Source organism: Pseudomonas sp. BF-RE-22 (assembly GCF_019956155.1).
GTDB classification, from domain to species: domain Bacteria; phylum Pseudomonadota; class Gammaproteobacteria; order Pseudomonadales; family Pseudomonadaceae; genus Aquipseudomonas; species Aquipseudomonas migulae.
Window position 1 is genome coordinate 156149 of record NZ_JAHBDD010000002.1, and the last position, 26042, is coordinate 182190.

At 57.6% G+C, this 26042-nt stretch carries 24 protein-coding genes and 2 pseudogenes; 18 read left to right on the forward strand and 8 right to left on the reverse strand.

The features are described from left to right. Positions 1 to 165: 165 nt before the first annotated feature. Positions 166 to 1092: a LysR family transcriptional regulator gene (locus KGA82_RS01675; protein WP_223449450.1), complete on the reverse strand. Its 927-nt coding sequence runs from the start codon at positions 1090 to 1092 to the stop codon at positions 166 to 168. A 121-nt stretch (positions 1093 to 1213) separates the two neighbouring features. Here KGA82_RS01675 and KGA82_RS01680 point away from each other — a divergent pair, with 121 nt between their 5' ends. Continuing rightward, positions 1214 to 2062: a type 1 glutamine amidotransferase domain-containing protein gene (locus tag KGA82_RS01680; protein WP_223449451.1), complete on the forward strand. Its 849-nt coding sequence runs from the start codon at positions 1214 to 1216 to the stop codon at positions 2060 to 2062. Between the two features lie 124 nt (positions 2063 to 2186). Then, a pseudogene (locus KGA82_RS01685) lies at positions 2187 to 3578 on the forward strand (DHA2 family efflux MFS transporter permease subunit). A gap of 56 nt (positions 3579 to 3634) precedes the next feature. On the opposite strand, the gene msrA reads toward KGA82_RS01685, so the two are convergent. The 3 genes from msrA to KGA82_RS01700 all read right to left on the reverse strand — a co-directional run bounded on the left by msrA (position 3635) and on the right by KGA82_RS01700 (position 5106). Then, positions 3635 to 4141: a peptide-methionine (S)-S-oxide reductase MsrA gene (gene msrA, locus KGA82_RS01690; RefSeq protein WP_008042771.1), complete on the reverse strand. Its 507-nt coding sequence runs from the start codon at positions 4139 to 4141 to the stop codon at positions 3635 to 3637. A 114-nt stretch (positions 4142 to 4255) separates the two neighbouring features. Next, positions 4256 to 4621 (reverse strand): hypothetical protein, encoded by a 366-nt coding sequence (locus KGA82_RS01695; protein ID WP_223449452.1) that lies wholly within the window; start codon positions 4619 to 4621, stop codon positions 4256 to 4258. Between the two features lie 194 nt (positions 4622 to 4815). Then, the gene (locus KGA82_RS01700; RefSeq protein ID WP_207286411.1) at positions 4816 to 5106 is read right to left on the reverse strand and encodes a DUF6124 family protein; all 291 of its coding nucleotides are present in this window, start codon (positions 5104 to 5106) and stop codon (positions 4816 to 4818) included. A gap of 504 nt (positions 5107 to 5610) precedes the next feature. On the opposite strand from KGA82_RS01700, the gene KGA82_RS01705 reads away from it, so the two are divergent. The 3 genes from KGA82_RS01705 to KGA82_RS01715 all read left to right on the forward strand — a co-directional run bounded on the left by KGA82_RS01705 (position 5611) and on the right by KGA82_RS01715 (position 8060). Further along, on the forward strand, positions 5611 to 6513 hold the full coding sequence (locus tag KGA82_RS01705; protein WP_223449453.1) for a hypothetical protein: 903 nt from the start codon (positions 5611 to 5613) through the stop codon (positions 6511 to 6513). Positions 6514 to 6517: 4 nt separating this feature from the next. Then, entirely contained in the window at positions 6518 to 6913 is a 396-nt protein-coding gene (locus KGA82_RS01710) for a hypothetical protein (RefSeq protein WP_223449454.1), read from the forward strand. 523 nt (positions 6914 to 7436) lie between these two features. Then, on the forward strand, positions 7437 to 8060 hold the full coding sequence (locus tag KGA82_RS01715; RefSeq protein WP_223449455.1) for a hypothetical protein: 624 nt from the start codon (positions 7437 to 7439) through the stop codon (positions 8058 to 8060). Between the two features lie 65 nt (positions 8061 to 8125). On the opposite strand, the gene dapF is transcribed toward KGA82_RS01715, so the two are convergent. Both dapF and mqo read right to left on the reverse strand, forming a co-directional pair. Then, the gene (gene dapF / locus KGA82_RS01720; RefSeq protein ID WP_223449456.1) at positions 8126 to 8941 is read right to left on the reverse strand and encodes a diaminopimelate epimerase; all 816 of its coding nucleotides are present in this window, start codon (positions 8939 to 8941) and stop codon (positions 8126 to 8128) included. Between the two features lie 169 nt (positions 8942 to 9110). Further along, entirely contained in the window at positions 9111 to 10757 is a 1647-nt protein-coding gene (mqo, locus tag KGA82_RS01725) for a malate dehydrogenase (quinone) (RefSeq protein WP_207286405.1), read from the reverse strand. A 385-nt stretch (positions 10758 to 11142) separates the two neighbouring features. Between mqo and ilvD the strand changes: the two genes are divergently transcribed. After that, entirely contained in the window at positions 11143 to 12825 is a 1683-nt protein-coding gene (ilvD, locus tag KGA82_RS01730) for a dihydroxy-acid dehydratase (RefSeq protein ID WP_008042755.1), read from the forward strand. A 163-nt stretch (positions 12826 to 12988) separates the two neighbouring features. Here ilvD and KGA82_RS01735 read toward each other — a convergent pair. Continuing rightward, positions 12989 to 13210, reverse strand: a pseudogene (locus KGA82_RS01735) (hypothetical protein); the annotation flags it as partial. A 233-nt stretch (positions 13211 to 13443) separates the two neighbouring features. Here KGA82_RS01735 and KGA82_RS01740 point away from each other — a divergent pair. The 6 genes from KGA82_RS01740 (at position 13444) to KGA82_RS01765 (ending at position 19588) form a co-directional block, all read left to right on the forward strand. Next, the gene (locus KGA82_RS01740) at positions 13444 to 13875 is read left to right on the forward strand and encodes a nuclear transport factor 2 family protein (protein WP_008032405.1); all 432 of its coding nucleotides are present in this window, start codon (positions 13444 to 13446) and stop codon (positions 13873 to 13875) included. A gap of 208 nt (positions 13876 to 14083) precedes the next feature. Beyond that, positions 14084 to 14713 (forward strand): hypothetical protein, encoded by a 630-nt coding sequence (locus KGA82_RS01745; protein ID WP_008032407.1) that lies wholly within the window; start codon positions 14084 to 14086, stop codon positions 14711 to 14713. 19 nt (positions 14714 to 14732) lie between these two features. Beyond that, on the forward strand, positions 14733 to 15407 hold the full coding sequence (locus KGA82_RS01750; RefSeq protein ID WP_192229081.1) for a helix-turn-helix transcriptional regulator: 675 nt from the start codon (positions 14733 to 14735) through the stop codon (positions 15405 to 15407). 171 nt (positions 15408 to 15578) lie between these two features. Continuing rightward, complete coding sequence (locus KGA82_RS01755; protein ID WP_192229080.1) at positions 15579 to 16085, forward strand: sigma-70 family RNA polymerase sigma factor; 507 nt, start codon at positions 15579 to 15581, stop codon at positions 16083 to 16085. Continuing rightward, positions 16082 to 17059 (forward strand): FecR domain-containing protein, encoded by a 978-nt coding sequence (locus tag KGA82_RS01760; protein ID WP_223449457.1) that lies wholly within the window; start codon positions 16082 to 16084, stop codon positions 17057 to 17059. Before KGA82_RS01755 ends, KGA82_RS01760 begins: the two co-directional genes overlap by 4 nt. Positions 17060 to 17152: 93 nt before the next feature. Beyond that, positions 17153 to 19588, forward strand: coding sequence for a TonB-dependent siderophore receptor (locus KGA82_RS01765; RefSeq protein WP_223449458.1), 2436 nt, complete (start codon positions 17153 to 17155; stop codon positions 19586 to 19588). A 63-nt stretch (positions 19589 to 19651) separates the two neighbouring features. Here the strand turns inward: KGA82_RS01765 and KGA82_RS01770 are convergent, their stop codons facing one another. Next, positions 19652 to 20116, reverse strand: coding sequence for an Lrp/AsnC family transcriptional regulator (locus tag KGA82_RS01770; RefSeq protein WP_008032416.1), 465 nt, complete (start codon positions 20114 to 20116; stop codon positions 19652 to 19654). Positions 20117 to 20377: 261 nt separating this feature from the next. Here KGA82_RS01770 and KGA82_RS01775 point away from each other — a divergent pair, with 261 nt between their 5' ends. The 6 genes from KGA82_RS01775 to KGA82_RS01800 all read left to right on the forward strand — a co-directional run bounded on the left by KGA82_RS01775 (position 20378) and on the right by KGA82_RS01800 (position 26042). Then, positions 20378 to 21355, forward strand: a complete 978-nt coding sequence (locus tag KGA82_RS01775) for a transporter substrate-binding domain-containing protein (RefSeq protein WP_223414155.1) — start codon at positions 20378 to 20380, stop codon at positions 21353 to 21355. Positions 21356 to 21470: 115 nt separating this feature from the next. Next, positions 21471 to 22112: an amino acid ABC transporter permease gene (locus KGA82_RS01780; protein WP_207286397.1), complete on the forward strand. Its 642-nt coding sequence runs from the start codon at positions 21471 to 21473 to the stop codon at positions 22110 to 22112. A gap of 8 nt (positions 22113 to 22120) precedes the next feature. Beyond that, positions 22121 to 22786 (forward strand): amino acid ABC transporter permease, encoded by a 666-nt coding sequence (locus tag KGA82_RS01785; protein ID WP_192229076.1) that lies wholly within the window; start codon positions 22121 to 22123, stop codon positions 22784 to 22786. Further along, complete coding sequence (locus KGA82_RS01790; protein WP_008032422.1) at positions 22779 to 23555, forward strand: amino acid ABC transporter ATP-binding protein; 777 nt, start codon at positions 22779 to 22781, stop codon at positions 23553 to 23555. Before KGA82_RS01785 ends, KGA82_RS01790 begins: the two co-directional genes overlap by 8 nt. A 59-nt stretch (positions 23556 to 23614) precedes the next feature. Further along, a complete protein-coding gene (locus tag KGA82_RS01795; RefSeq protein WP_223449459.1) occupies positions 23615 to 24847 on the forward strand; it encodes a diaminopropionate ammonia-lyase in 1233 nt (410 codons plus the stop codon). A gap of 25 nt (positions 24848 to 24872) precedes the next feature. Beyond that, positions 24873 to 26042, forward strand: a complete 1170-nt coding sequence (locus KGA82_RS01800; RefSeq protein WP_223449460.1) for a M20 aminoacylase family protein — start codon at positions 24873 to 24875, stop codon at positions 26040 to 26042.

Below are 26042 nucleotides of genomic sequence, written 5' to 3' on the forward strand. Positions count from 1 at the left end.
CCTGTAGGAGCCCGGCTTGCTGGCGATGGCGTCCGCGAGATCGCCATCGCCGGCAAGCCGGCTCCTACAAATTGCGGGGTGTTTGGGATTGAGGGTTTACGCAAAACCTGTAGGAGCCGGCTTGCTGGCGATCCGGGCGCTGCGGTGCATCAAGTACGCTGAAACCTACCGGGACGGCTCGCTGACTGGCTCGGCCACTTCCCGGGTGAGGAAGTCGATCAAGGCCCGCGCGGTCGCTGACAATTGGCGATGGGGCGGATAGATCACCGAGAACGGTCGGGAGCGTCCGCCCGACTGTTCAAGCAGCGGCACCAGGCGTCCACTTTGAATGCGCTCGCGGACGATGAAATCGTAGCTCTGGCAGATTCCCATGCCGTGCTCGGCCAGGGACACAATGCCCAGCACGTCGTCGGACACCTGCACATTCGCCTCGGGTATCCACTCCCGATCAACCCCCTCTTCGCGAAACAGCCAAGGCCCGACGCGGCCACTGCTGGGCATCACAAACGGCAGGCAGGCATGCGCCGCCAGTTCGTCGACACTGCGCGGTGTGCCGGCACGTTTCAGGTAGTCCGGCGCGGCGACCAGGCACAAACCCGCGTCCTCCAGCTTGCGCCCGATCAGGCCGCTGTCCGGCAATTGCCCGAGACGAATCGCCAGGTCATACCCTTCCGCCACCAGGTCCACATTGCGATTGCTGATGCTCAACTCGATGCGCACCTGCGGGTACTGCCGGGTAAAACGGCACAGCAATGGCGGCAACCGGTAATGCCCGTAGGTCGTCGGCACACTCAGTCGCACACGCCCGGTCAACTCGCCTTCCTGCCCCTGGATCGTCCGCTCGGCATCATCGATCAACCCGAACGCCGCGCGGGATTGTTCAAGGTAAAGCAGGCCCGCCTCGGTCAGGCTCAGACGCCGGGTCGTGCGCCGCAACAGCTGGACGCCGAGGCGCGCTTCCAGGCGCGAAATCGCCCGGCTGACCACCGACGGCGTGGTCGCCAGAAACACCGCCCCGGCGCTCAACGAGCCCTTTTCCACCACGGTGACGAACACTTCAACGTCCGCGAGATAATCGAATCGACGGGTCACTCTTACCTCCAAAGAACAAGTGCTTTCCTTCGCAGCGAGTTTATCGCCCACACAGGCATGAATATAGTGAATCAACGATCCGGCGACCGCCGATCGATCACCTCACTGTTCGGAAGCTCCCATGCGCCCCATCGCCCGACTCGCCCTCGCCATGACCATTTCCGCGGCTGCCTTCAACGCACAGGCCAGCAATGTCCTGATCGTGCTGTCCGATTCCGATCACCTCGACCTCAAGGACCAGAAGGTATTCGCCACCGGTTTCTACCTGAACGAACTGATGCAACCGGTGAAACTGCTGCTCGATGCCGGGCATTCCGTCACCTTCGCCACCCCGACCGGCAAGGCACCGACACTGGACCAATCGTCCAACGACAAGATGTATTTCAACAATGACGTGGCGGCCTTACAGGCGCACAAGGCGTTGTTGGATCAGCTAAAAGTCACTTCAAAAGGCGAGTCGCCGGTCATCAGCCTGGCGCGGGTCGAACAGATCGGCTACGAGCATTTCGATGCCGTCTACGTCCCCGGCGGCCACGCGCCGATGCAAGACCTGCTGCACAGCGCCGCGCTGGGAAAACTGCTGAACAACTTCCATGACAACGGCAAGACCACCGCCCTCGTCTGCCACGGCCCGATTGCCCTGCTGTCGACCCTGGCCGATCCCGTCGCGTTCACCCGACAACTCGAAACCGCTGGCAAAGCCTCCATCAAAGGCTGGACCTACGCCGGCTACAAATTCACCGTCATCAGCAATCAGGAAGAGGAATTGGCCAAGGGCTTGTTGAATGGCGGCGCGATGAAGTTCTATCCGCAAACGGCGCTGGAACAAGCGGGCGGCGTCTATCGCAGCAACACCTCGCCGTGGACCTCCAACGTCGTCATCGACCGCGAACTGGTGACCGGCCAAAACCCAGGTTCCGCGCTGGACGTGGGCAAGGCAATCGTCGAGCGTCTCAAGCCTCGGAGCTAGAGACTGAGTGGTCCCGGAATGGTAAAACTCGTGGCGTTGTTTTTTGTTTGAATGGCCTCGAAAAAGGATCACATCGGTGAAGTCACCCGCCACGCCAGATTCAAGTGTCACAGCCGAGTCTGGCCTGCGCCTGCAAACCCGGCTGATCGCGCTGGTGGTGGCGGTGACCTTTTTCATGGAAAACCTCGACGCGACGGTTATCGCCACCGCGCTGCCCACCATGGCCAGCGCATTCGGCATTACGCCGGTCGACATGAACATCGGCATCACTGCCTACATTCTTGCCGTGGCGATCTTCATCCCGCTGTCCAGCTGGATCGCCGACCGCTTTGGTGCGCGAAAAGTGTTTGCCGGCGCAATCGTCGTCTTCACCCTCGCCTCGCTCCTGTGCGGGCTCAGCCAGAACATCGAAATGTTCGTTTTCGCCCGCGTACTCCAAGGCATCGGCGGCGCGTTGATGGTGCCGGTGGGACGCCTGGCCGTGCTGCGCAACACCGACAAAAAAGACCTGGTGAAAATGATCGCGGTGATTACCTGGCCCGGCCTGGTAGCGCCCATTCTCGGGCCAATCGTGGGCGGCCTGATCGTCACCCACGCGTCATGGCCCTGGATCTTTTACGTCAACCTGCCGCTCGGTGCATTGGCGCTATTTGCCGCACTGTGGCTCGTGCCCGAAGGACGAGAAGACAACGTACGCCCGTTCGACGGCAAAGGCTTCGCCCTGTTGGCCGGCGCCTGCGCCTCGCTGCTGGGCGGCCTGGAATGGCTGGGCAGCCAACACGGCAACGCCATGTACTCAGGACTCGCGCTAGTGATCGCCGGCATGATCCTCGCCGCATGGGCCGTGCACCACTGCCGACATCACACCCACCCGCTATTGCCGCTCGGAACCGTGTCCATCAACACCTTCCGGGTCAGCCTCTTCGGCGGATCACTCTTTCGCCTGGCCATCAGCGCCTTGCCGTTTTTGCTGCCGCTGCTGTTCCAGGTCGGCTTCGGCTTATCGCCCGTCGACGCTGGCCTGCTGGTGCTCGCGGTGTTCGCCGGCAACCTGGCGATGAAGCCGTTCACCACGGCAATCATGCAGCGTTATGGCTTCCGCCAAGTCCTGCTTGTCAACGGTGTCATCGGCGTCATCTCGATTGTCGCCTGTGCCTTCTTCACCCCACAGACACCCTTCGCCGTGATTACCGCCGTGCTATTTGCCGGCGGCTTGTCGCGATCCATGCAATTCACCTGCTACAACTCCATCGGCTTTGCCGACGTACCCAAGGCGCGGATGAGCGAAGCGTCGGCGTTATTCAGCATGTTCTTTCAACTGGCCATGGGGTTGGGGGTGACGGTTGCCGCGTTGTTGTTGCGAGCGTCGATGTCGGTGCAAGGCCATGAGTTGCAGGCGCAGGTGGCTGACTTTCGAGTGGCGTTTGTGGGTGTGGCGGTGTAGGGATTGTTGGCGTTGGTTGATGTGATCAGGTTGCCCAAGGATGCGGGGGACAGTGTGTTGAAGCGTGTTTGAACCTGCCTCAAAGCGGCTGAACAGAGACGGCTCATTCGAGCCGCCCCTGTACTTGATTACCCGCGTTTGGGCAATTTCCAGTTGGGTCGGATGAAGTGGCAGGTATAACCGTCGGGAAGCCGTTCGAGGTAATCCTGGTGTTCCGGTTCCGCTTCCCAAAACGGCCCGGCCGGGGTGATTTCAGTGACCACCTTGCCGGGCCAAAGGCCGGAAGCTTCGACATCGGCCACGGTGTCTTCGGCAACCTCTTTCTGCTCATCGCTGAGGTAGAACAACGCAGATCGGTAGCTCGCGCCGACATCGTTGCCTTGGCGATTTTGGGTGGTCGGATCATGAATCTGGAAAAAGAACTCGAGAATCTGGCGATAGCTGATTTGTTGCGGATCGAACACGATCTCGATGGCTTCCGCGTGATTGCCGTGGTTGCGATAAGTCGCGTTCGGCACATCGCCTCCCGAGTAACCCACCCGTGTGGATAGCACACCGGGGTAACGTCGCAGCAAATCCTGCATACCCCAGAAGCAACCACCGGCCAGGATGGCGGTTTCGGTTTGCGTCGTCATGAACGGTCATTCTCCTCAATGAAAGTGGCGCGTTATTGATTACGGATCGGACTGTTGAACGAGTCGGAGCGACTGCCGCACGGGTGTCGACGCAATGATCATAAACCTTAACCGCTACGCCGTAAGCTCGACGTAGCTCGACTCCCCACCACCCGTCGCGCCCGACAACCAACCCCAAACGAAGGCCAGAGTGGTACGCCCTTCGTGATCAACGCCCACCGTGCCACGAGACCAACCGGCAAGCATCTCGCCATCCGCCGTCAAACACTGAAAAAGCAGCTCAATCGTATCGGGGCCTGTCACACGCCCGACTTGATGACCGATGCGTATCCGTCCGCCCTGGTAAGTGCTCGAAATGGCATTCCCCTCGACGTGGTAGTGAAACACGGTGCCTGCACCGGACAGCCCTTGAGCGTTATTCGCGACGGTAAATCGGCGATTGTTCAAACGCTCGCTGGTTTGAGAAAAGGGGGTTTCCATGAATGTCGCGTCCTTGGGTTGAGAGGTTCCGTTTTTAGGCTTTGATGATCCTAACTCATTCTTTTCCGAGTGATGAAGGCACTGGGTTGGCGATCTCTGATGCTGTGGCTTCAATCCAAAAACAAAAAAAGCCCTGCCCCGACTAAATGGGGCAGAGCTTCTGTTGGCACATCACGTTATATCAACGCCCTCGCCTACTCCTGCGGGTCAACCTGATCCAGCACCCGATTCACCGTCAATTCCGCTAACGCAATCATTTGCTGAATGCCCAGTGCCAAATTGCATTTGGGGCCTTCGAGTATGAACGCCAGCTCACTGGCCATAACGCTTGCAGAAGCGAGTGTTTCGCAGGCGTGAACCAGGAGGGTTTCAGTGCTTGCGGTGGGGACGACGGCGAAGATAGGGTTTGCCCGGCGCTCGGCCTCGGCGGGTTTGCGGGGTGGGGATTCGGAAGTTTCGGATGGGTTAACGTTTTCGTCGAGCATTTGGAACTCCAATGAACTGGGCTCCTATGAGAAAGTCGGGCTACCACACCCGGTCGCTGTATTGGCAGCGGCAGAGGGAGGTTAGTAAGGTTGCTTCCTAGGTGCAAGCCTAATAGGTTGTAGGAAATTTCGATGGAGTTAGGCGCCGAATCTGTAGGGGTTGCTTTCGGTCGAAGCAAACTTTCTGTGAGCGCGAATAAATAAATCTGTCCCCTTTTCCTCTGAACGGTTGGCTCGGGATGTCCTCTATAAAAACAGCGTCGTGCACAAGCCTGATAGGCTACATGGACATTCGTCTCACGACAGCAGAAGGGTAGCGGTAGCCGCGCTTGACGCTGGTGCAGCTTAGGCCCAAGGTGTGATCAAGTCATGACTGTTTGCTTTCCTCATACATTTCGCTGGCTCGCTAGTCTTGTGGAAGATGAAAATTGATTTTGTCACCTGAGGGGGTGTAGTACAGTATGGTGCAGCAACACGGACTGATGACATATTAGGGAAGTTTCGATGAATATAACATTCGCTTGGTGGAATGTCGGCCTTAAGCCGCCAGTTGCATCTGCGAAAGAACCCGATATTTCCACTACCCTTCGCCCATGGTTCTTGTTTTGCCATCTAGAAGAGCTGCTAGAACTTGACTTGGTAGCGTTTGGAGAAGTTTCAGATTCATTCGTGCTAGCGCTAGGTCAATCTTTCTTAAGAGCAGGTTTCGCCTCCGTAAGTATAACCGGAAAAGAAGGTAGAATAATTTTCGATATTGCCGTTTTTTATCGCGCAAACAAACTAGAGCTTATCGAGAGTAAAAATATTGTTCACCCTCATTACTCTGGAAACTTAAGGGTCGCAGCTAGGCTGGAGTTTAGGATTGTAGGTAGTGAGGAACGATTTTATTTTTACGTATCTCATTGGCCTAGTAGGCTATCTCGTCCAGATCTTGGTCGTGATGAGCTTGGCTACGCTTTAAGAGCAGATATAGATACCGTTTTCAAAGAAGAAGGCTTTGATGCGAAAGTAATTTTGATGGGCGATTATAACGATGAACCTTTCGATAAGCCTATTTATGATAAATTGGTCGCCACCAGGGATAGACGTGTAGTTATCGAAAAACCATTTATTCTTTATAACCCATTTTGGCGCAGCCTAGGCGGTGTCCAACCCTACAGTCGCAATGGAAAATTATCTCCTTGCCATGGGACTTATTACTACAAAGCTAGCTCACATGTTACAAAGTGGTTTACTTTTGACCAAATAATTGTTTCCTCAGCCTTTATGGGGCACACGCCTTGGCATCTTGATGAAGAATTAACTACAGTCTTTAGCTATCACGATGACGAGTACCTGGGCAACGTCTTTTTTAAAAATTTTGATCATTTACCTATTTATGGGAGGGTAACTAGATATTATGACTGACTTCATGAGCGCACTTGCAGCCGGATTAGAAGCCGCCAAGAAAGCGGGAAGAAATAAACGCGAAATCGACGAAAAACTTACGCATATTTCAGAAATGGTTTTTATCGGTACAGATCGGACTGTAAAATTAGCTTTCGATCCGTCAAGTAGTCATAGGGAAGCTATAATCGGAAATTTAGTTTACCTTGTTTATGCTATTTCTGCGTCTGATCCAAAGAAAGGGGAGAAGATAGCGACGGTTGTTTCAGATCGAGAGCAAGGCTACCCTGTTATTATTGATTCCGCCTCTGCTAATTATGTATGCGCAGGAGCGGATGAGATAGAATCTGCATTTGCGGACATAGTTCAAACAACTGCTGTTTCGAATGTGTTTTATAAACTTATGGTGGGCGAGACTTGAACGAAATTTACTCATTTAGAACTAAAGCCTCGCCGACTGGCATACCTCCGAAAGGTCAGAACGAGTGCAGGTTAAGTCACTGCATACGATTTTCCGAGTGAAACAGATCAGCCTTGGCGTATTCAGCTAGATGATTTCTACTGCGCTATATCTAGATGAGAGCAAGACGTGCCCTCACATTTCTGTGTTGACCGTCCTCCTCTGGCCGATAGCCGTCCTCCACCAGCGACGCTATGGGTTCCAGTCCTCCTCCCCCCGCAACTACTAAACCACAGACACAAAAAAGCCCACTCGACCGTCACCGATCCAGTGGGCTTTTCAACAGGTTTCTAGTTACAGAGTCATATCACTAGCAGTATTAGATCGCAGGAGCGAAAATCGGCGTCATTGCAGGTGCCGAATTTGGCATTGAAACAGGTCATGGAGCAATCATTAGTGGTGAGGTGGGAGGCATAATATTCGGCACTGCTGGTTATTTTTGAGCTAGCTGGCTTGCCGAGCATTTACAGGACCGAGATATATAATGAGCATTTTTAGCCGCATCAAAGCCTTCATAAAGCAAGAGCCGAAAGAGCAGATCGCCGGTTACTCAATACCAGAGCTGCAATCGATTTTCGTCAAACCATTATTAATCAGTGAAAGCTTCCAACCCAGTTTCCTGAGAGTCACCTCTTTGGAAGAAGTAGGCATTCCAGCCTATTACAGCTCATTCTTAATCGACCAAAAAGACACTCTTAACTTTCTTGCATTCATTGAATCAAACTTTAATTACACAACTAAAAAAACCTTCAACGATCTACTCGTCAAAAAATACTCAAACGCCCTAAAAAACGAACATTTAATATTTTTCACATCCTCCAGAGAATTCAACGCGGTGACTGTACGACTTGTCACCAATAGCGCTGATTTTTTGGATGTCATCGCTCGTGAAAAATTCTCCGTACCGCCTCCATGGGTAGCATTTGAGGGTTACAACCCTTCCTGGTGGGGAGGCCATATGCAAGGCGCACAGGGCTACTACAACGACAACTATTTCCTTCCCTTTTTCACTCAGCTGAGTGACTCAGAAAGACAGGCGTATTACGCAAGATTTGAAGCTACGGACGAGTGGATCAAGGCCTTGGAGCTAATGTACGACGAGGAGTGAGTGGTCCACTCAGGTCTGCTCTGGAGTCCAATCGGACTCCTACGTTTATCACGACAAAACAGCCATCAATCTTTTAACAAGCCTTCCGCGATTGTCCCCGAAAAAACTGCCTCAACCGGCCCAATCAAAAAGACCGGCCCCACACCATCCCATTGAACCGTAACACTCCCGCCATCACATTCAACCTCAACGGTATCGTCCAACAACCCCCTACGAATCCCGTTAACCGCAGCACCACAAGAGCACGAACCTGAACCCAGCGGAATACCGCCCCAACGCTCCCAAATGCGCAGCCGAATATGCTTACGGTCAACTATCTGGACGAAATGCACATTCGTCCTGAGCGGAAACAGCGGATGGGTTTCAAGGGTGGGTCCGATGGCCGCAATATCAATCGCCGTCAGGTCATCCACAAAGTAGGTGCAGTGCGGATTGCCCATGCTGCACGCCGCCGGGCCGCCATCAAGGGGCAGAACCGTCGTATCCATTTCCTGAGCCAGGGGAACATCCGACCAGCCGAACAGCGGCGGCCCCATGCTGACGGAAATGTTGCCGTTGGAGGTTCGTTGGCAAGTGAGCAACCCCCGGTTGGTCCGAAGCGTTATCGACGTCGAATTCGATTCGCGCATCAGCCTGTCCGCAGCACCCCGCGTTGCGCTGCCACACACATCCAGCGTGGAGCCATCGGTATTCCAGAACATCAATCGCGCATCGGCGTCTTCGCAATCGAGCACCACGGCGAGTTGATTGAAACCGATGCCGCGGTGGCGATCCCCCATTCGCCGAGCCAGGGCGCTTGTCACTGGATTGGCCGAGTTTCGCGCGTCCACGACCACGAAGTCGTCGCCATTGGCGTGCATCTTGTGGAAACTCAGCGGCATAGACAGATCCCTGTGGTGAATGGCCGTTTGCAGGCGATCTAGCCCCATTCCCAGTGCTTTTGCAAGTTGTGTGAGGGTAAGCGAAAGCTACCCGCCAGCCCCGAATTCCAGACACAAAAAAGCCCACTGACCGTCACCGGTGCAGTGGGCTTTTTGACTGGGCGTCTGGTTACAGAGCCATATCAGTTGCAGCGTTAGCCTTCGGCGCTTTTGGCGCTTCAGCCGGGGCAGCTGCCGGGGCCGCTACTTGACCGATCGCCGGTGGCGGGGTCAGTTGCAGGACCTTGGCGGTGTAAGCCCACTCTTGTGCAACCTTCTCAGGACTGCCATTCAGCTGCGTGCCGTAGCTTGGCACGATCTGGTGCAGTTTTTCCTGCCAGGCCGGCGAAGCGACCTTGTCCTTGAACACTTTCTGCAGCACGGTCAGCATGATCGGCGCAGCGGTCGAGGCACCTGGCGATGCGCCCAGCAGGCCGGCGATGGTGCCGTCAGCGGAAGCAACGATTTCGGTGCCCAGTTTCAGCACGCCACCGGCGGCTTCATCACGCTTGATGATTTGCACGCGCTGGCCGGCTTGCCACAGGCGCCAGTCTTCAGCCTTGGCGTTCGGGAAGTATTCTTTCAGGGCGTTGAGGCGGTCTTCGTCAGACAGCATCAGCTGACCGGCAAGGTACTCGACCAGCGGGTATTCCTTGATGCCGACCTTGGTCATTGGCCACACGTTGTGCGTGGTGGTGGTGGTCAGCAGGTCCAGGTACGAGCCTTCTTTGAGGAACTTGGTGCTGAAGGTCGCGAATGGGCCAAACAGGATCACGCGCTTGCCGTCCAGGACACGGGTGTCCAGGTGCGGAACCGACATCGGCGGTGCGCCAACGGAGGCTTTGCCGTAGGCCTTGGCCAGGTGTTGCTCGGCGATGGTCGGGTTTTCGGTGACGAGGAACGAGCCGCCGACCGGGAAGCCTGCGTATTCCTTGGCTTCAGGAATGCCGGACTTCTGCAGCAGGTGCAGGGCACCGCCGCCCGCGCCGATGAACACGAACTTGGCGTCGGTTTCGGACTTGCTGCCGTCTTTCAGGTTTTTGTAGCTGACGCGCCAGGTGCCGTCTTCGTTCTTGGTGATGTCTTGCACTTCGCTAGACAGTTTCAAGTCGAATTTCGGGGTGGTTTGCAGGTGCGCAACGAACTGGCGGGTGATTTCGCCGAAGTTCACGTCGGTGCCGATCGGGGACCAGGTGGCCGCGATTTTCTGGTTCGGGTCGCGCCCTTCCATCATCAGCGGAACCCACTTGGCGATCTGCGCCGGGTCTTCCGAGTACTGCATGCCGGCGAACAGCGGGCTCGCTTGCAGGGCTTCGTAGCGCTTTTTCAGGAACTTGATGTTGTCATCGCCCCACACAAAGCTCATGTGCGGTGTGGAGTTGATGAACGAACGCGGGTTTTTCAGCACGCCTTGCTGAACCTGCCAGGCCCAGAACTGACGGGAGATCTGGAACGCTTCGTTGATTTCAACGGCTTTCGGGATCGAGACATTGCCCTTGTCGTCTTCCGGGGTGTAGTTCAACTCGGCCAGGGCGGAGTGACCGGTACCGGCGTTGTTCCAGCCGTTGGAGCTTTCCAGGGCGACGCCGTCGAGGCGCTCGATCATTTCCATCGAGGTGCCAGGTTCCAGCTCATTGAGCCATACACCGAGGGTCGCGCTCATGATGCCGCCGCCGATCAGCAGCACATCGACTTTCTTTGCCTCTTCCGCGTGAGCGGACGTGATCCCCATCGACAAAGCCAGCCCCAGCAGGGCCGTGTTCATTTTCTTAAACATCTTGTAGCACCTTTGATAAAACGTCATCCGCCCTTCCATCCTCACGACGAAACCCTTGTTTCACACGGCATTCAGGCAAATGTCGTGGGGGCTCGCACATGAGATCCGGAGGGTGGGCACACAAGGCCGACGTGATCCATCGACCTCAGTTTATATGTCCCTACTGAACTGACTTTTTATCTTTATTGGCTTCAGCTACTTGAGCGACAGTGATTCTGTTGGCGCGTCTCGAGGACACGCAAACTGAATAGGTCAAACCAAGTTGAGGTGAAGAATATCACGCCGGAGCAAACCCGCGCGTCTGTTCCCGACCTGATAGTCCGAACACGCGCGCCGGGGCCACTATACTCAACCTGTTTTTTCGATGAACCGGTGAGGAGCAGTCATGAGCGATAAAAACGATCTGCGCAAATATTCCTCTCAAGTGGTCGATGGCGTGGAGCGTGCGCCCGGTCGCTCGATGCTGCGTGCCGTGGGATTCACCGACGAGGACTTCAAGAAACCGCAGATCGGCATCGCCTCGACGTGGGCGATGGTCACGCCGTGCAACATGCACATCGACAAGCTGGCGGTCGAGGCGGAGAAAGGCGCGAATGCCGCCGGGGCCAAGGGCGTCATTTTCAACACCATCACCATTTCCGACGGCATCGCCAACGGCACGGAAGGCATGAAGTATTCGCTGGTGTCACGCGAGGTGATTGCCGATTCCATCGAGGTCGTGGCCGGTTGCGAAGGCTTCGACGGCCTGGTGACCGTGGGCGGTTGCGACAAGAACATGCCGGGCTGCCTGATCGGCATGGCGCGGCTGAACCGCCCTTCCATCTTCGTCTATGGCGGGACGATTCGGCCCGGCGCCGGCCACACCGACATCATTTCCGTGTTCGAAGCCGTGGGCCAGAATGCGCGTGGCGACATCAACGAAATCCAGGTCAAGCAGATCGAGGAAGTGGCGATTCCCGGCCCCGGTTCCTGCGGCGGGATGTACACGGCCAACACCATGGCCTCGGCCATTGAAGCGCTGGGCATGAGCCTGCCCGGTTCCAGCTCTCAGGATGCCGTCGGCAGCGACAAGGCCTCGGACAGTTTCCGCGCCGGCCAGCAGGTCATGGAGTTGTTGAAGCTGGACCTCAAACCTCGCGACATCATGACCCGCAAAGCCTTCGAAAATGCGATCCGCGTGGTCATCGCCCTCGCCGGCTCGACCAACGCGGTGCTGCATCTGTTGGCCATGGCGCATGCCGTGGATGTCGAGTTGACGCTGGATGATTTCGTCGAGCTGGGCAAGGTCTCGCCGGTGGTGGCCGACCTGCGCCCCAGTGGCAAATACATGATGAGCGAACTGGTCGCCATCGGCGGCATTCAACCGCTGATGAAGCGCATGCTCGCGGCCGGCATGCTGCATGGCGATGCGATGACGGTGACCGGCAAGACCCTCGCGGAAAACCTCGAAAACGTGGCGGACTATCCGGAAGGCCAGGACGTGATTCTGCCCTTCGACCAGCCGGTGAAAAAGGACTCGCACCTGGTGGTGCTGCGCGGCAACCTCTCGCCCACCGGCGCGGTGGCCAAGATCACGGGCAAGGAAGGTTTGCGCTTTGAAGGTACGGCGCGGGTCTACCACGGCGAAGAAGGTGCGCTGGCCGGGATTCTCAATGGCGAAGTGAAAGCGGGTGACGTGATCGTGATTCGCTACGAAGGGCCTAAGGGCGGCCCGGGCATGCGCGAAATGCTCTCGCCGACGTCGGCGGTTATGGGCAAGGGGTTGGGCAAGGATGTTGCGTTGATTACCGATGGCCGCTTTTCAGGGGGTTCCCATGGTTTTGTGGTGGGGCATATCACGCCGGAAGCGTTTGATGGCGGGCCGATTGCGTTGATCGAAGACGGCGACAAAATCACCATCGATGCCGAAACCCGGCAGATCACGGTCGGCGTTTCCGATGCCGAACTGGCCGAGCGCAAAACCCGCTGGGTGCGGCCGGAATCCCGGTACAAACGCGGGGTGTTGGCGAAGTATGCGAAGACGGTGTCCAGCGCCTCCGAGGGTGCCGTCACCGATAAATACCTTTAATGCTTTGATTCTGCCTCGTTTGAGTGATTGCCATCGCGAGCAGGCTCGCTCCCACAGTTGATCTTCGCGTTGACGCAATCAATGTGGGAGCGAGCCTGCTCGCGATGGGGCCCGGTCTGGCAACATCAATGATGAATGGATATCACAGCCGAAACCGATCCACCGACTGCGACAATTTCCCCGCCAGCGCTGACAGTACATACGCGCGTAACGCGTCATGCATCATGTCGGCTTCGAGGTGATTGCGCAGCGCGGTCATGCTGACCTCGTTGTCATTCACTGCGGCTGCCATTTGCGAATTTCCCAGGTAACTGACCAGGCTCATGATCACGGCCGTGAGCAGGCCGGTGCCGATCAGCAAGAGCAAGCGTAATTTTATCGACACGCTGTGGGTCTCCTGTCAGTGCGTGCGGCCATTCGCGCATGGCTTCTGAACAGGTTATCGACTGCGTCACAGCGCAATTGAAGGGCTGTTTGCGTTCACGCGGGTTTTTACGACATGCGGTAATTCCCCCTGGCCATGTTCGTTTTTTTCTCAGTGCATGATAGGTTGTACGACGACTGATGAATGATCTTTATGTTCATCACTCGATCACCCACAACAACAAGGAAATACCCATGAAAAAAGCGAAATTGCTGGTTGGATTTCTGTGCCTGTTCAGTGGCTATGTCGCGGCCGCCCCGTCCGCCGCTGAAAAAGACGTGGCCCAGGCTGTCGACCACCTGACCCAGGCCATGCTGAAAAAGAACATTTCCGAACTGAACGCTCTGACCGCCGAAAACCTGACCTACGGGCATTCCAGCGGGAAAATCCAGAACAAGCAGGAATACATCGCCGACATCGAAACCGGTCGAAGCGCTTTCAAGACCCTCGAAATGCAAAACCAGACCATCACCCTCTCCGGTGACGTGGCGTTGGTTCGCAACCATTTCTCGGCACAGGCGCTGAAAGGCACTGAAGTGATTCCGACCGAAATCGAGAACTTCCAGATCTGGCAGAAACAGAAAGGCCACTGGCTGCTGGTCGGGCGTCAGGCGTTCAAGTTCTGATTTGGGTTGTGTAGGAGCGAGCCCGCTCGCGATGGCCCCATAAGCGCCGCGTTGATTCAGGCAAACTGCGTCATCGTTGACGTTCATCGCGAGCGGGCTCGCTCCTACAATGACCGTTGATCTGTGCGCGGGGCGTCGGCCCGATAAAAACATATTTTTATGCTTAAATTGATATTGTCGAACAATCCCACTTCCCGAGGGTGCCGTCATGAATATCAAGATCCTGGCTTTAATGCTGTTGGCGTTCTGTGCTCAACCGGTCTGGAGTCAGACGCCGCCCGCCTCAACGGCTGCGCCAGATAGCGTTGCATTGACCACGCGCCTGGCCTTGCGCGACCTGTGGGTCGAACATGTGTTCTGGATCAGAAATTACGCCATCGCCAATCAGGCTGCCGACAAGCAGCAAGCCAAAGTCGCCGCTGATCAGGTGGTCGACAACGCAACCAAAATCGCCAATAGCATCGCCCCGCTCTACGGTCAGCCCGCTGCCGATCAGTTGCTCAAATTGCTGGCCGGCCACTGGGGCGCGGTGAAGCACTACAGCGATGCAACGGTCGCCAAAGACAGCAAAGGCAAGCAAGCCGCAGTCGCGGACCTGACCAGCAATGCCAAGGCGATTGCCGCGTTCCTGGCCAAAGCCAACCCCAACTTGCCTGAAGCCACGCTGGTTGCCATGCTCGGTGCTCACGGGGGTCATCATGTCGCGCAGATCGATGAACTCGCCGCACACGATTACGCGGGCGAAGCGCGGACCTGGCACATGATGCGCGGCCATATCCTGGCGCTGGCCGATGCGCTGACGGCGGCACTGGTCAAGCAGTTCCCGGACAAGTTCTGACGTCGGGCGAGGACACACCATGCTGGAAGGACTGGGCCGGACACAGCAAGACCTGCTCAATGCGCTGCTGCACCATGCGAGCGGCATGAGCATTGACGAGTTGGCCGAACAACTGGCCGTCACGCGCACTGCGATTCGCCAGCATCTGGCAGCGCTTGAGCGTGACGGCCTGGTGTTGCGGGGCGAAACCCGGCCGACGGGCCGACGTCCAGAGCAACTGTACCGGCTCACCGACCATGCCAAGGAGCAGTTTCCTCGCCAGTATCAAATGCTGGCGAGTGTGCTGATCGATGAAGTGGCCGGCATCATCGGTCCCGAAGCGCTGGCCACGCTGATGCGCAGCATGGGCCGAAAACTGGCGCTGGATCGTGAATCGCAGGTGGTCGACGAAGCCAGGATCGTGCAACACATGAACCAGGCGGGATACCAATCAGAGGTGTTCTTTCGCTCCAGCGGTGACCCGGAAATCGTCGCGCACAACTGCGTTTTTCACCGACTCGCAGAGGCCCATCCGGTGGTCTGTGAACTGGACCTGGCCTTGATCGGCACGCTGGGCGGCGCAGAAGTCGATCACACGGAATGCATGGTGCGCGGCGGTAACGTCTGCCGGTTCAAGCTTCGACCAAACACAGAAACGGCCGCCGAGCCCGATAAAGTGCGGCCTTCTGAGCAAACAGATCCGGTTGATGATTGAGCCGTCTTCGACATCGCCCGGATCGCAAGACGCGTACACCTCGCCGCCCCCCCCTATTCAGGTCGAGGCAGCGTTGGCCGAATGGCATCCGGCGAAGTCAGAGATTGCAGTGGCGATCCTCTCAAAGGTAGTATTGAGAACGATTCACACTAACATCTGGAAAGCCAACCGGTGCAAGTTCCTCCGACCAGCAAGCTGGGCTTCTTTTTCAGCGACCATCATCGCTGGCTGCTGCAGCATATCCAGCGGCGCCTGCGCAATCACGCGGACGCTGAGGACACCGCCGCCGATACGTTTTGCCAGATGCTGGTGGCCCGGGTAGACCCCGACAGCATCGAACAACCTCGCGCGTACCTGTCGACCATTGCCCGACGACTGATCTTTGACCGTCATCGCCGGCGCAAGCTGGAACTGGCCTACCTCGAACGCCTGTCCACGCTGCCCGAGGCGTTCGCCCCCTCCCCTGAAGAACAGTTGCAACTGATCGAAGCCCTGGTCGCGATCGACCGGGCGCTCGACGGCTTGCCACTGGTCGTCAAAGCCACGTTCCTCTACAGCCAGCTGGACGGTCTGAGCTACGTGGCGATTGCCCACAAAATGGGGCTTTCGGAACGCACGGTCAGCCGCTACATGAAACAGGCATTGCGTCAGTGCTACCTGAGCGAGCTGGCGCCATGAGCACGCCGCGCCTTGACCCGGTCAGCGAACAGGCCATCGACTGGATGGTGAGCCTTCGTGCCGGCAAGCCCGATGCCGCACTACAAGAACGGTTCAACGCATGGCTGGCGATGGACCCCGCACATGCCCGGGCCTGGGCCACCTTGCAGGAACGCCTTGGCGGTTCCTTCAACACGATTCGTGCTCTGGATCGGCGCCTGCCCGGTCAAGCCAACGAAGCACGGCAACTGCTGTTGCAGCCTCATGGTTCACGCCGCGATGCGCTCCGCGTGATCGCGGGCCTGGGCCTGCTGGGCGGCGGCGCGTGGCTCGGCATTCGCAGCCCGCTGGGTGACTCGCTGCTGGCGGATCTGCACACCGGCCGTGGCCAGCGTCAGGACTTCACGCTGGCCGACGGCAGCCGCCTGAGTCTGAACGCGAACAGCGCGGTGGACCTGCGCTTCGATGACAAACAAAGGCTGGTGATTCTGCGCCACGGCGAGCTGGTGATTCAGGTGGCGGCCGACCCCCAGCGTCCGCTGCGGGTGCGCACCGCTCAAGGTGAAATACGGGCATTGGGCACCCGCTTTCTGGTGGCTCAGGAACAAGATGCGACTCGCGTTGTGGTGCTGCAGCACTCCATCGAAGCCCGTCTGTTCGACGGCACGACGCTTGACCTGCAGGAAGGTCAATCGGCCTTGCTGTATGCAGGGAACATTGCACCGGTGGCCGGCGATCAGCGTCATCGCGCCGATTGGCTCAGCGGGCGATTGAACGTGCTGGACGATCCCCTGGAACACGTCGTCGATGCGCTGCGCCCGTACAGCCGGGGTTTTGTCCGCGTGGCTCCCGAGGTTCGCGGTTTGCGCGTCCAGGGCGTATTCCCGTTGAACGATCCGGATCGGGTGTTCACGGCCCTGGCGGAAACCTTGCCGATTCGCGTGGATCGCTACAGCCCATGGTTGACGCTGATACGTGCAAAAGAGTCGCGCTGATCAATTTTTTTTGAAAATAACTCTCATTCGTGTCCGGTTTTCATTTCTCGTCCCACCTATCTCCTGACACTTCCACATTTTCAGGAGAACGCTGTGTTCAACCCGTGGCCCCATGCCCTTTCCGCCGCTGTCGCCCTGGCAACCCTGGCGAGCCCTGCCCTGTCGCAGGCGCAAGACCTGATGTTCAACCTGCCGGCCGGCCCACTCGCCAGCACGCTGAATGCCATCGCCAGCCAGAGTGGCCATATCGTTTCATTGGAGCCTTCGCTGGTGCAGGGCAAACAAGCGCCGGCGGTGGTCGGCCAGATGCCTGCGGAACAGGCGATGCAAAAGGCGCTGGCGGGCAGCGGCCTGCAATTGCGAGTGACCGGGCAAGGTAACTTCAGCGTAGAGCCAGCCCCGGACAACAGCGCAGCGTTGCAGTTGGGCGTGACCAACATCGTCGAACGCAGCACCGACGCCACCACCGAAGGCTCAGGCTCCTACGCTGCGCGGGCGGTGACCATCGGCAAAGGCACCCACACCCTCAAGGAAATCCCGCAGTCGGTCACGGTGATGACCCGCAAGCAAATGGACGATCAGGACATCGTCGATCTCAAGGACGCGGCCAACAAGACCACCGGCCTGGTCGGCGCCCAAGGCGTCGGCAGAGGCCTGATCCTGAGCTCGCGCGGTTTCCAGATCGATGACTGGCAGTACGACGGCGTGCCGATTCCGCGCAACTATTACTCGCTGGGCAACTGGGCCACGCAGGACCTGATTTTCTTCGATCGCATGGAAGTGCTACGTGGCGCGTCCGGCCTGCTGCAAGGCACCGGCAGCCCTGGCGGCGCGGTCAACCTGGTACGCAAACGCGGCCAGGCCGCACCGATAGTGACCCTCACCGGCAAGGCCGGCTCATGGGACCACTACGGTCTGCAACTGGACGCCGGCGGGCCGCTGAACCAGGCCGGCACCGTGCGCGGGCGCTTCATTGCCGACCAGGACGACAGCCACTCGTTCGTCGATTCCGAATGGTACAAGACCACCTCGCTGTACGGCGCGCTGGACTTCGACCTGCGTGAAGACACCACCCTGGGCCTGGCAGTCAGCCAGTCCGACGGCGAATCGCGCTCGAACGTGCGCGGCTTCCCCCGCTACGCCGGCGGTAAGCCCATCGACCTGCCGCGCAGCACGTACACCGGGGCGAAGTGGAACCATTCGGACATCGATGTCACCACGCTCTACACCGACCTGGAACACCGTTTCAACGACGATTGGGCCTTCAAGGTCGGCGCCGTGCGCATGACTGAAACCAATAAAGCGAAAAACCAACGGGTGCAATCCAGTGGCAACGGCATCAATGCCGATGGCAGCGGCGTGCAGTACGCTGACTTCGTGACGGACATGGACTCCACCAAAGTTGCTCTGGACATGAACCTCAACGGCAAATTCGAAGCCTTGTCCATGCAGCAGGAAATCATGGTGGGCGGCAACTATTCCAAATACACGTCAGACGACAAATTCGCCCGAACCTTCAATAACAGCGCCGACACCATCTTCGACATTGATCACAACCGTCCCGAAATCAGCTACGACGGTTTGCTCAATAGCCCCGGTGGCCGTGGGACACCGAGCAAATATGACATCCGCCAAAAAGGCCTCTACGGCAGCTGGCGGGTCAAGCCGATTGATCCGCTGACCCTCGTGCTCGGCTCACGGGTCAGTTGGTACGACTACAGCTATCAAGCGTGGCGCCAGGACGCGACCAGCATTACCGCCGATCCTGAAAGCACCAGCAACGAAAACGGTGAAGTCACCCCCTTCGCCGGTATCGTCTATGACTTGAGCCGCGAATGGGCGATCTATACCAGCTACACCAACGTGTTCACACCGCAAACCGAACGCACTACAAGCGGCTCGGTAGTCAAACCGATCATCGGTACGAACTACGAGTTGGGTCTCAAGGGCGAGCTGATGGAGGGTCGGGTCAACACGTCCCTGGCGTTGTTCCGTTACGACCAGGAAAACCGCGCCACGCTCGATATGGAGGGTGGGCAAAACTGCGACGGTTGGTACTGCTCGAAGGCATCCGGCAAAGTACGCAGCCAGGGGCTCGACGCCGAAATCAGCGGCGAAGTGCTGGACGGTCTGCAACTGTTTGCCGGTTATACCTACAACACCACCAAGTACCTCAAGGACCCGGACAACGAAGGCAAAGTCTTCAGCTGGTGGACGCCGAAACACATGCTGCGCGTCTGGGGCAACTACCAGTTGGGTGGCGACTGGAGCCGTGTGAGTACCGGCCTGGGCTTCACGACCCAAAGCCATACGCTGGGTTACGACCACGTCGTCAACGTACCGGGCTACACCGTCTGGAATGCCCGTGTCGGCTACCAGCTCTCCTCGGAGATCGAGCTGGCGATGAACGCCAACAACCTGTTCGACAAGACTTACTACACGGCGGCCTACAACCAGATCAATGGCAACAACAACTACGGTGAACCACGCAACGTGATGTTCAGCGTGAAATACACGCCGGAGTTCTAACACCACCGTTCGACCATCAACGCCCTCCTTCCGACTGCTGTCGCAGGGAGGGCCGTTTCAGGGTCATTCAATTTCCAAGGGTATCGCAAACGTTCTTTTATTATTCTGCATCGCGACAAACGTTTTGAACTGCTTGATGTTTCCGAAGAAAAACAACTCCCTGGTTAATTGTTCGTACTCACTCATGTCTCGTACATTCAACACCAGCAAAAAGTCAAAATCCCCCGTCACATAATAAACCTGCTGAACTTGCGGACAACTCACAAAGCGCCGCTTTATCTCATCCAGCAAATCAAGTCTTTCATTCTCTAGTTTAACTTCGACGATAACGGTAATCGGTCGGCCGACCGCTGCCGGGTCGACAATACTCACGTTATATCTGATCACTCCCGCCGCTTCGAGGGCGGCGATTCTTCTATTGACTGCCGAGGGAGACAGGTTCACGCCCTCAGCCAGTTCCCGCTGGGAAATCCGGTTGTTTTCCTGAAGGAAGTTGAGAATTTTGCGGTCATAGGCATCTAGCTGCATAGGGGAACTCCTTCACCTGGGGCCCAGCCATTACAGCAGAAAAGGCACCTGGACGCTCATTCGTTGCGCACAAACCCTTGTACCAACGCACCTGGCCTGAGCGCGGAGCAACAAAATGCTGAAAACGCAACGATGGTGCGTTTGACGCCGCGATTTTCGAGCAATCGTGCGCCCCCTGAGCATTAGCATCGTTTTATCCCACCTGCTTGTCAGGCAAGGGCTGCGCTCCCACCCGCCGAAAACAATAAAAACGGAGAAAGCATGACTAACGCCATCTCACCCCCAATCGCAGCTTTTAGTTTGGTACTGCCCCACCACTTAACCGATGGGAGTTTCACGATGAACAGTGCTCAAGAAAGTCGAGTTGACCGCCGTATCATTTCAAAGGCCGGTCGTTTTCTTATCGTTGGCGCAGCCAGTCTTATCTTCAGCCTCGGCATTACCGGCGCAGCGAGTGCAGCCAGCCTGGCAGAGATAAACACTCGCGGCACACTTAACGTTGCAACCGAAGACAGTTATTACCCTTTCGAATTTATAAAGGACGGTGAGTCCGAAGGATTCCATAAGGACGTTATCGCGGAGCTGCGCAAGTACGCTCAATTCAAAGTGAATCAGGACATCATGCCCTGGACCGGCCTGCTGGCGGGTATCACCTCCGGGAAGTACGACGCCGCCATCACTGGCGCAGGTGTTACGGAGGAGCGCCTGGGCGCCTTTGACTTCGTGGCACCGGTCGCCCCTGAGGTCTCGCATTACATCAAGCGCGCAAACGATGACCGCATCAAAAGCGTCTCGGACCTTTCCGGGTTGATCGTCGGCGTGCAGGCCGGTGGTGCGCAACTGGCCCGATTGACGCAGCTGGATGCAAAGCTCAAAGCCTCCGGCGGTTCCATTGGCAAGATCGTGCAGTACCAATCCTACCCGGAGGCGTATGCCGACCTGGCGAACCACCGGCTCGACTACGTTGTGAACTCGATCGTGCCCGCCAACATGCTGGTGAAGGAACGTCCACAGGTGTTTGCCGTTGGCGAGGCCACTTCAAGCATGGGCTACATCGCCTGGCCAGTGGCCAAGGGCAACAAGGAACTGCTCGATTACCTGAGTGGTTTTGTGAACCACTTGCGTGACACCGGCAAGCTCGCCGAGCTGCAGAAAAAATGGCTCGGACAATCGTTCGATGACCTGCCCCGCGAGCCGATTACTTCTGCGCCACAGTTCACTCAACTGACCGCGAAATAACCTGAGAGCCGCCATCGTTGGCGCAAGAAGTGTCAGCGATGGTCAGGTCAGTAGATCGTTCTTTTGACCCGGCAGGTAGCCGACGGCCAAAAGACTTGTTCGAAGGATGTTTTCAATGCAAAGCAGTGACTGGATCACGCTTGTGTACGCGGCCTGGACGACCATTTGGGTGTCCGGCATTTCTATCGTGCTTGGCATCATTCTGGGGCTGGTTGTTGCCATGTTGCGGGCGGCAAAAATCCCGGTCTTGAGCCAGGCCCTCGCTGTCTATGTCAGTTTGATCAGAGCAACACCGATGGTCACGCTGGTGCTGTTTCTGTTTGTGATTGCGCCCTCCATCGGCTGGGAAGTCGACGCCCGGGTGGTGGCCATTGCGGCCATGACCCTCAACACCACGGCGTTCAACGCCGAGATCTGGCGCAGCGCCCTGACCAGTTTCTCGCGCGAACAACTGGAAGCGGCAAAAGCCGCCGGCATGACCACGGGGCTGACACTTCGCCGCATCATGCTCCCGCAGATGTTGACCACCAGCCTTCCCGGGCTTGTGAACGAAATGTCCCTGTTGGTCAAAAGCAGTCCCGCGATCGCCATGATCGGCATTGTGGACCTGACGCGCGTGACGAATCGGATCGCTGCCGTCACTTACGATCCGCTTCCTCCCATCCTCGCGGCGGGCCTGCTTTACATCGTGATCATCGGTGGACTTGTCCGCTTCCAGAGAATTGCAGACTCGCGCGCCAAGCGCCTGGCCATGTAGGGGCTCCCATGAACGGAATTGAAATGCTGTGGGACAACCTGGACGTGTTCGCGGCCGGGCTGCAGAACACACTCATACTCTTTGGCGTGTCGTCTGCCTGCTCATTTATGTTGGCCTGCGTTATCGCTTTCCTGCTGGAAGGACAGGACAACCTGTTTCGACGGCTTGTTCGCTGGGCGCTGGACCTGATGCGAATGCTGCCCTTCCTGATCTTCCTGTACCTCCTTTACTACGGGCTTCCCAACCTGGGTATCAGCCTGGATGTATGGTCGGCGGGTTTCATTGCCCTGATTACGTATCACGGTGCCTATTTCGCCGAGATCCTGCGGGCGGCGAGAACCGCGCTGCCCGCAGGCCAGGCGGAAGCGGCCTATGCCCACGGCTTCGTCAACTCAAACATGTACTGGAGGATTCTCCTCCCGCAAATGGTGATGCGTTCCGGGCCGCTCTTTGGCAACCAACTCGTCTGCCTGCTGAAGGACACCGCCTTCCTGTCGATCATCACTTTGATGGATCTGACGGCTGCGGCCTCTGCTGTACAAGCCAAATATTTTGTTCCGTTGCCGCCCTTCATATTCGTGATCGCACTGTATTGGTCCATCACCCTGTTGGTTGAGGCATTACTTCGTCGCCTGGGTCGCCGAGCGCAGAAAAGAGGATTGGTCCATGAATAAGTCCGCCCCGGTCGTTGAAATCCGCGACCTGCATAAACACTTCGCCGGCATTGAGGTGCTTCGCGGCATCAACCTCAAGGTCGAGCGAGGACAGACTGTCAGCATTCTGGGCTCTTCCGGCTCAGGCAAATCCACCATGTTGCGTTGCATCAACTGGCTGGAAGTGCCTGATACCGGTGAAATCTACATCGGCGGTGATCGCATGGGCGTTAAAAGTGGCGGCGGCAAAGCCATGTCCAATCGCGAACTGGCGGCGATGCGCGCAAGAACCGCCATGGTGTTCCAGAGCTTCAATCTCTGGCCCCATCTGACGGTGCTTCAGAATGTCACCGAGGCGCCCATTCACGTCATGGGTGTCAGTCGCAAAGAGGCCAATGATCAGGCGGTTGCGCTGCTGGAGAAAGTCGGCCTGTCGCACAAGCACGATGCTTATCCCTGGTCGCTGTCAGGAGGCCAACGGCAGCGGGTTGCCATTGCGCGAGCCTTGGCGATGAACCCGCAAGTCATCTTGTTCGATGAGCCAACGTCTGCGCTCGATCCAGAACTGGTCGGGGAAGTCCTGGCGGTGATGCGTTCACTGGCCGAAGACGGTTTCACGATGGTCATCGTGACCCATGAAATGGAATTTGCCCGCGCCGTCTCCAACGAGGTCGTGTTCATTGAAAAAGGACAGATCATTGAAAGAGCGGCACCGGAAAAATTCTTTACCAACTCAGACAGTGAACGCGTTCGGCAATTTTTGGGGCGTTACAGAACGACCACGGCATGACTGCCCCTGAAACTCGCCAAAACGCGCACGCCTTTTCTCCAGCGTTACAAGGAACCGCTATGTTTTTCGCTAACCCACGCGCCTCTCGCAGCACCTACCCAAAACACCTTCAGGACATCATGAGTGTCGACGCGGCCCATGAGTCACGAGACTGGCTATCGAGTTGGGAACACCTGAACCAAACGGCGACACCGCTGTGGGAGCTTCCGGGCATGGCTGAAGAACTCGGCGTGGCCGGGTTCTGGGTCAAGGACGAATCGACACGTTCACCCCTGGGCAGCTTCAAGGCACTCGGCGCACCGATCGCGCTGATCAGGCTGATTCTGCGGCTGATGCCCCATGAATCCTTTGATCCCAAAGGGCTCATCACCGGCCAATATCGGCAGCGCCTGCATGATTTCACGGTCATCAGTGCCACTGACGGCAATCACGGGCGAGCCCTGGCGGCTGCGGCACAAACCGTCGGCTGCCAATGCGTCATTGTTTTGCATGCCAACGTGAGCACGGAGCGCGAGGCGGCCATTGCCGCGTATGGCGCCCGCATCATCCGGGTTGAAGGTAACTACGACGAGTCGGTGGAACATACCGCAACCGTGGCAGAGCAAAACGGTTGGCCCGTGGTGTCGGACACCTCGTATGAGGGCTACGAGATCGTCCCTCGCGACGTGATGCAAGGCTACGGCACCATCGCCGCCGAGTTGATTGAGCAAACCACGGGCAAGGCCCAGGCGACCTGCCCTTTCACCCACGTGTTCCTGCAAGGGGGGGTGGGAGGAATGGCAGCGGGCATCAGCAGTTACCTCTGGGAAATTTACCAGGAACAGCGTCCCGTCTTCGTCATGGTCGAACCCCGGCAAGCGGATTGCCTGTACCAAAGTGCGATTCAGGGCTTGCCCGCCAAAGCAACAGGCTCGGTTGACTCGGTCATGGCGGGCCTGGCCTGCGGCGAAACCTCTCCCCTCGCCTGGCGATTCCTCGAACCGTGCGTAGATTTCTTTATGACCATCAGCGACGACGACGCCGTGTCTGCCATGCAGCAGCTGGCTCACGGCAGTCCGACCGACATTCCCGTGGTGGCCGGTGAGTCGGCGGTGGCCGGTCTGGCAGCGCTTCAAATCCTGCTACGCGATTCGGCAACAGCCAGAACAGTCGGCATCGACCGAGACTCCCGAGTGCTCATCATCAGTACCGAGGGTGCGACGGCCCCGTCGGTCTACGAGCGTCTGGTGGGTGAATCCGCGGAAGCGATCACTGCCCGTCAACACCAATGGCAGCTACAAAAAAATGTGTGATCAACAGAACGCAGGAGCCCATGCAGTGATCGACGACCACGAGTTTCAAGCGCAGCTGGTCAGCTGGCGTCACCACCTCCATCAACATCCAGAAGTCGGTTTCGAAGAAATCCACACCTCCGACTACGTGGCTGATGCGCTCGCGTCGATGGGCCTTGAGGTGCATCGGGGCATTGGCGGCACAGGCCTGGTCGCCAGTTTGAAGGTCGGAGACAGTCCGGCGGTGGTGGGGCTTCGGGCCGACATGGATGCACTGCACATTCACGAAGATGCTCCGGGGCGGCATCACGCCTCGGTAACCGCAGGAAAAATGCATGCCTGCGGTCATGACGGCCACATGTCCATGATCCTCGGCGCCGCCAGGCTGCTGACCACCACTCGTGATTTCAACGGAACGGTACGCTTCATTTTCCAGCCCGCCGAAGAACACGGCTGTGGCGCCAAAGCGATGATCGCTGATGGCCTGTTTGATCGCTTCCCGGTGGATGCCATCTACGGCGCTCATAACATGCCGGGATTGCCCGCCGGCACAATCGCGACGCGCTCTGGAGGGATCATGGCCAGTGAGGACAACTTCGTTATCCGGATCAAGGGCCAAGGCACGCACGCGGCACGACCGCACATGGGGGTTGACCCGATCGTCATCGCTTCCGAGGTGGTGCTGGCCCTGCAAACGGTGATTTCCCGCAACCTCGACCCGAGCGTTCCGGCCGTGATTTCCTGCACAGAGTTCATCACCGATGGCATCCGCAATGCGATTCCAACCCACGTCGTCATCAAGGGCGACACGCGCAGCTACGCGCCCGAAGTCCAGGCCATGCTGGAAAGGCGCATGCGAGAAATCTGCGAAGGCATTTGCAGGCTCCACGGCGCATCGTGCGAGTTCGAATACACCCATGAATTCGCACCCACCGTTAACTGGGAAAAGTGCACCCCCATCGCTGTCGCGGCGGCGACCCGAATTGTTGGCCCGGACCGGGTGAATGCGGACATCCAGCCGATGATGATTTCAGAGGATTTCGGCGCGTTCCTGCAGGTCGTACCCGGCAATTTCGTGTTTATCGGCAACGGCGACACAGCGGATGAAGGGGGGACTCCGCTTCACAATGCCAGGTATGACTTCAACGACAATGTGCTGGCCACGGGGGCGCACTATTTCGCCGAAGTTGCCCGTACAGCGCTCGCTGCGGGATAA